This window comes from Streptomyces sp. NPDC088252, assembly GCF_044740965.1.
Taxonomy (GTDB): Bacteria; Actinomycetota; Actinomycetes; order Streptomycetales; family Streptomycetaceae; genus Streptomyces.
Genome location: NZ_JBIURS010000063.1, coordinates 1 through 5,507 on the forward strand (window position 1 = coordinate 1; position 5,507 = coordinate 5,507).

General features: G+C 69.1%; 1 protein-coding gene. It reads right to left on the bottom strand.

The features are described from left to right. The coding region (locus tag ACIOHC_RS43720; RefSeq protein ID WP_401847015.1) for an amino acid adenylation domain-containing protein at positions 1 to 5,507 on the bottom strand (5,507 nt) is incomplete at both ends.

Below are 5,507 nucleotides of genomic sequence, written 5' to 3' on the forward strand. Positions count from 1 at the left end.
TCGCCGAGCAGGACGACGTCGCCGAACGCGGTGTCGGGTTCGCAGACCATCGACTCCAGCACCCGCACGTAGTAGTCCCGCATCAACGCCACCTGGACGGATGACAGTTCGCCGATGTCGTACTCCATCTCCAGGCTCAGTCCCTGGTGCCCGGGCTCCTGGCTGACGGCCACCAGCAGTGGGAAGTGAGTCCGCCCACCTCCGGTCGCACGGGCGTGATCGTCGTCCGTGTCCGCCCCACCGGCGAGTGTGTCGATCTGACGGAAATGGTTGTAGACGAAGCCGGTCTCGAAGAGCGGTTCCCCGCCCAGTTCGCGTTGGATCGCGGACATCGGATATCTGCGATGGGGCAGCATGTCCTGCTCGGCCTCGAACACCGTGCGTACGAGGTCCCGCCAACTGCCCTCCGGCAGCTCCAGCCGGAACGGCAGAGTGTTGAGGAAGAGCCCCCGCGCCTCGGTTCCGTCGGTCTCCTCCAGCCGACCGTTGGACGACAGCCCGGTGACGACGTCCCGGCTGCCGGTGGCGAGGCTCATGACCCGCAGATGCGCCGCCAGCATCACGGACTTCAGCGGCACCCCACAATGCCGGGCGAACCGGTCGAGACCAACGCCCAGACCGACCGGCAGGGGCGTGATCAGCTCTCCGTGCCGGCGCTCCGCGTCGTTGCGTTGCACCTCGCCCGCGCTGCACAGCCCCGCGAGCCCGTCGGGAAGCGCAGTGGTGTGTCGGGGGAGGCGGGTGTCGGGGCGGTCGTTGAGGAGGTTGTGCCAGTAGGTGGTGTGTGCGGGGTCGGTGAGTGCTGCCTGTTCGGCTGCGATGTAGTCGCGGTAGGTGGAGCGGAGGGGCGGGAGTGATGGAGTACTGCCGTCGAGGAGGGTGTGGTAGGTGTCGGTGATTTCGGCGAGGGTGGAGGCGAGGCTCCAGCCGTCGAGGATGGCGTGGTGGTCGGTGACGGTCCACTGGAAGGCGTCGTCGGACAGCACATGGACCGTCATCCGGAACAACGGCGCCGCCGCCACGGAGAAGCCCTCGTCCTGTTCGTTACGGACGCACTCCGCCACCGCTGCCCGTTGCGCACCGTCGTCCTGACCCCGTAGATCGACGACCGTCAGCGGCGACTCGGCCCGATCGTGCACGAGCTGCACCGGCTTGCTGTAGCCGCTCAGGTCGAACGAGGTACGCAGGACATCGTGGCGGCCCACCGTCAGCTCTACGGCCCGCCGGAAGGCGTCCTCCTCGAACCGCTCGTCGAGCCGCACCGTACTGACGTTGTGGTACGGGTTGCGGTCCGGGTCGATCTCCATCTCGTAGACCATGCCGACCTGGAGGGCCGCCATCGGATAGGCGTCCACCAGCCCCTCCGGCAGCGCCTGCCGGTCTTCAGCCGACAGCAGGGCGAACGGCTCCGTCGTCGGTGCGGGGAGCAGGTCCGCCGCCACCGAAGTCACCTCGGTGCCCAGCGCGGCGAGCGTCGGGGACCGGAACAGTACGGGCAGCGTGAGCAGCAGACCCTCCTCCCGGGCCCGTCCGATCACCTGAATGCTGCGGATCGAGTCGCCGCCCAGGTCGAAGAAGTTGTCGTGTCGGCCGATCCTGTCCAACCCGAGGACCTGCCGCCAGATCACCGCCAGCCGTTCCTCCACGCCGGGCAGCGGCGCCACGTACTGAGCCGACAGCTCCGGGCGGTCCCCCGACGGTGCGGGGAGTCGGTCGCGGTCCACTTTGCCCTGGGCCGTCAGTGGGAACGCGTCGAGGAACACGAATGCCTTCGGCAGCATGTACTCCGGCAGCTTCTCCCGCAGCGCCGACCGCAGTTCGGTCACATCGGGCGCCGGGGCGTCGCACACCACGTACCCCACCAGATCGGCCCGTCCCGACGTGTCCCGCGGCGCTGTCACGACACACTGGCGAACGCGCGGGTGAGCGCCGATCGCCGCGCTCACCTCGCCGGGCTCCACCCGATAGCCACGAATCTTGACCATGTGGTCGACCCGGCCGAGGAACTCCACCTGACCCTCGGCCGACCAGCGCCCCCGGTCACCCGTGCGGTACAGCCGAGCACCGGGCACGGAGGGATGAGGCAGGAAGTGTTCGGCGGTCAGCGCGGGTCTGCCGAGATAGCCGCGTGCGAGGCACGGCCCGGCCACGTACAGCTCACCCGGGCTGCCCACGGGCACGGGATGGCCGGCCTCGTCCAGCACCCGGACCTCGGTGTTGGCCAGCGGTGTACCGAGCGGCAGCAGGCCGGCCGGGAGCGAGTCCGCGGTGAAGATGCCGCAGACGGAGAACGTGGTGGTCTCCGTCGGCCCCCAGCAGTTGACCAGCTCGAGTTCAGGGCAACGGGCGAGGATCCGGCCGGCGTGCGGTGCGGAAACCGTCTCACTGCCGGTGAGCAGGCGGCGCAGTCCGTCGAACGTCTGCGGCTGCTCGTCCACAAGCAGGGTGAACAGCGAGGCAGTGGCGTGGAGGACCGTCACACCGTGATCCGTCACCCAGCCCGCCACATCGGCCGGGGCGTACCGTCCCGGCGGAGCGAGCACGAGTCGGGCCCCCGCCGCCAGAGGCGCCCATATCTCGAAGGTGGAGACATCGAAGGCGACCGTCGCGATCTGGAGAACGGTGTCGTCCTCCCGAAGCTCCATCGCGGGACCGCCGTGCAGAAGCTCGGTCACGTTGCGGTGCCGGGTCACCACACCCTTCGGCCGCCCTGTGGAACCAGAGGTGAAGATGGCGTAGCAGGCGTTGTCCGGTCCGGCGCCGGCCTCCGGGACCCGGCCGCGCCGCGTCTCCTCGTGCAGAACGACGGTGTCCACGTCGACGGTCTCCCACGGCCCCCGCGGAACCAGGTCCCTCGTGCTCGCCCCGGCCAGGACCACCCGCACGTCCGCCTCCCGGAGCATGTGCGCGAGCCGGGCCGCGGGGAAGGAGACGTCCAACGGTACGTAAGCCCCGCCGGCCTTGAGCACGGCCAGCAGCCCGACGACCAGTTCGGGCGAACGGTCCAGGCCGACCCCGACGAACACCTCGGGGCCGACACCCAGCCGGCGCAGATGACGGGCCAGCCGGTCGGCACGCGCATCGAGCTCGCCGTATGTCAGGGACCGCTCCCCGGCAACCACGGCGACGCGGTGGGGCTGTGCCGCCGCCCGCGCCTCGACCAGCTCGTGGACGGGCGTGGACGGGACAGCGGCGGCGTTGTCGTTCCAGCGTTCCAACAGGGCTCGCTCGGCCTCGCCGAGCAGGACGGCCGCTCGGTGGACGCCGTCCGGATTCTCGGCGATCGCCCGCAGAGCCCGCAGGTGGTAGTCGCGGATCAGGCGCATCTGTTCCGCAGGGAACTCCCTGGCGTCGTACTCCAGCTCCATCCGCATTCCGGCCAGGCCCGGTTCGCGGCTCATGGCCACATGCAGCGGGAAGCTGGTCCGGGCTACCCCGGCAGCCGTCTCGTCGTGTGGCCCGGAGACCGAGGCCCGGCCCCCCTCGGCCAGCTCGTCCACATGTCGGAAGTGGTTGTAGACGAAGCCGGTCTCGAACAGGGGGTCGCCGCCCAGCGCACGTTGCAGCGCCGGCATGGGGTATCTGCGGTGCGGCAGCATCTCGCGCTCGGCATCGAACACGGCGCGTGCCAGGTCTGCCCAGCTGCCATCCGGAAGCCGCAGCCGGAAAGGCAGCGAATTGAGGAAGAGCCCCCGTACCTCGGTGCCGTCGGTCTCCTCCAGCCGACCGTTGGACGACAACCCGGTGACGACATCCGCGCTGCCCGTGACCAGGCTCAGTACTCGCATGTGGGCGGCCAGGACGACGGCCTTGAACGGCACGCCGATCCGGGCTGCACTGTCCTCCAGCGCCGCCAGGAGCTCCGGCGGTACCACGGTGACCAGCGCTCCGTACCCACCGGTGCTGTCGTGCTCATGCACCTCGCCGTCGAGCCGTTCACCGATGAGCAGGGGGGTGCCGTCGCCGCTGTGCCGGGGGAGGCGGGTGTCGGGGCGGTCGGTGAGGAGGTTGTGCCAGTAGGTGGTGTGTGCGGGGTTGGTGAGTGCGTTCTGTTCGGCTGCGATGTAGTCGCGGTAGGTGGAGCGGAGGGGTGGGAGTGTGGGGGTGTGGCCGTTGAGGAGGGTGTGGTAGGTGTCGGTGATTTCGGCGAGGGTGGAGGCGAGGCTCCAGCCGTCGAGGATGGCGTGGTGGTCGGTGACGGTCCACTGGAAGGCGTCGTCGGACAGTACATGGACGGTCATCCGGAACAACGGCGCCACCGCCGGATCGAACCCCGTCGTCCGCTCCCCACGGACGTAATCGGCCAGCTCACGCCGCTGCCTGGCCTTGCTCAGTCCGCGCAGATCCACCAGGCCGAGAGGCATCTCGGCTTCCGCGTGCACCAATTGCATCGGCACGGACAGACCACTGAGGTCGAAAGAGGTACGCAGCACAGGATGCCGCTCCACCACCATGGACACTGCCGCACGGAAGGCTTGCTGCTCGAACCGCCCCGGAAGATGCAGCGACGTCACATTCAGATAGGGGTTGCGGTCGGGGTCGCGTTGCATTTCGTAGACCATGCCGATCTGGAGTTCGGCCATGGGGTAGGCGTCGTCGAGGTGGTGGGGGAGGTGGTTGCGGTCGTGGGGGGTGAGGAGGGAGAAGGGTTGGGTGGTGGGTGGTGTGGTGGTGGGTTGTGTTGTGGTGGTGGCGAGGTCGGCGAGTGTGGGGTGGTGGAAGAGGTCTTGGAGGTGGAAGGTGATTCCGTTGTCGCGGGCTCGGCCGAGTATCTGGATGCTGCGGATGGAGTCGCCGCCGAGGTCGAAGAAGTTGTCGTGGCGGCCGATGCGGTCGACGCCGAGGATGTCGGCCCAGATGGTGGCCAGGGCTTCTTCGGTTCCGGGTAGGGGCGGGGCGAACTCTGTTTCGAGGGTGGGGCGTTCGGTGGTGGGGGCGGGCAGGGAGCGTCGGTCGAGCTTTCCTTGCGGGGTGAGCGGGAGGGCGTCGAGGAGGACGAAGTTCCTCGGGATCATGTAGTCGGGGAGGTGGTCGGCGAGGGCGTCGCGGAGTTCGCTGGTGGTGGGCCGGTCAGTGCCCGGTTCCGGTACGAGATAGGCGACCAGGTCCGTACGCCCGTTCGCCTCCTGATACGGAAGGGCGACGGCCTCACGCAGACCGGCCATCTGCGCCAACTGGGCCTCGATCTCGCCGAGTTCGATGCGGTATCCGCGGATCTTGACCTGGGCGTCGGCCCGGCCGAGGTATTCCAGGTCGCCGGAGGGTGTCCAGCGGGCGAGGTCCCCACTGCGGTAGAGCCGGGCTCCAGGTGTCTGTCCCAGGTGATCGGGGACAAAACGCTCAGCCGTGAGGGCCGGCCGCGCCTCGTACCCGCGCGCGAGCCCCGCCCCTGATACGTACAGTTCGCCGATGACTCCGATCGGGGTGGGGTTCCCGTACGGGTCGAGGACATGGAGTCGGAGGTCCGGGAGGGCCCGCCCGATCCTGGTGGTGTTGTTGTTGAGTTG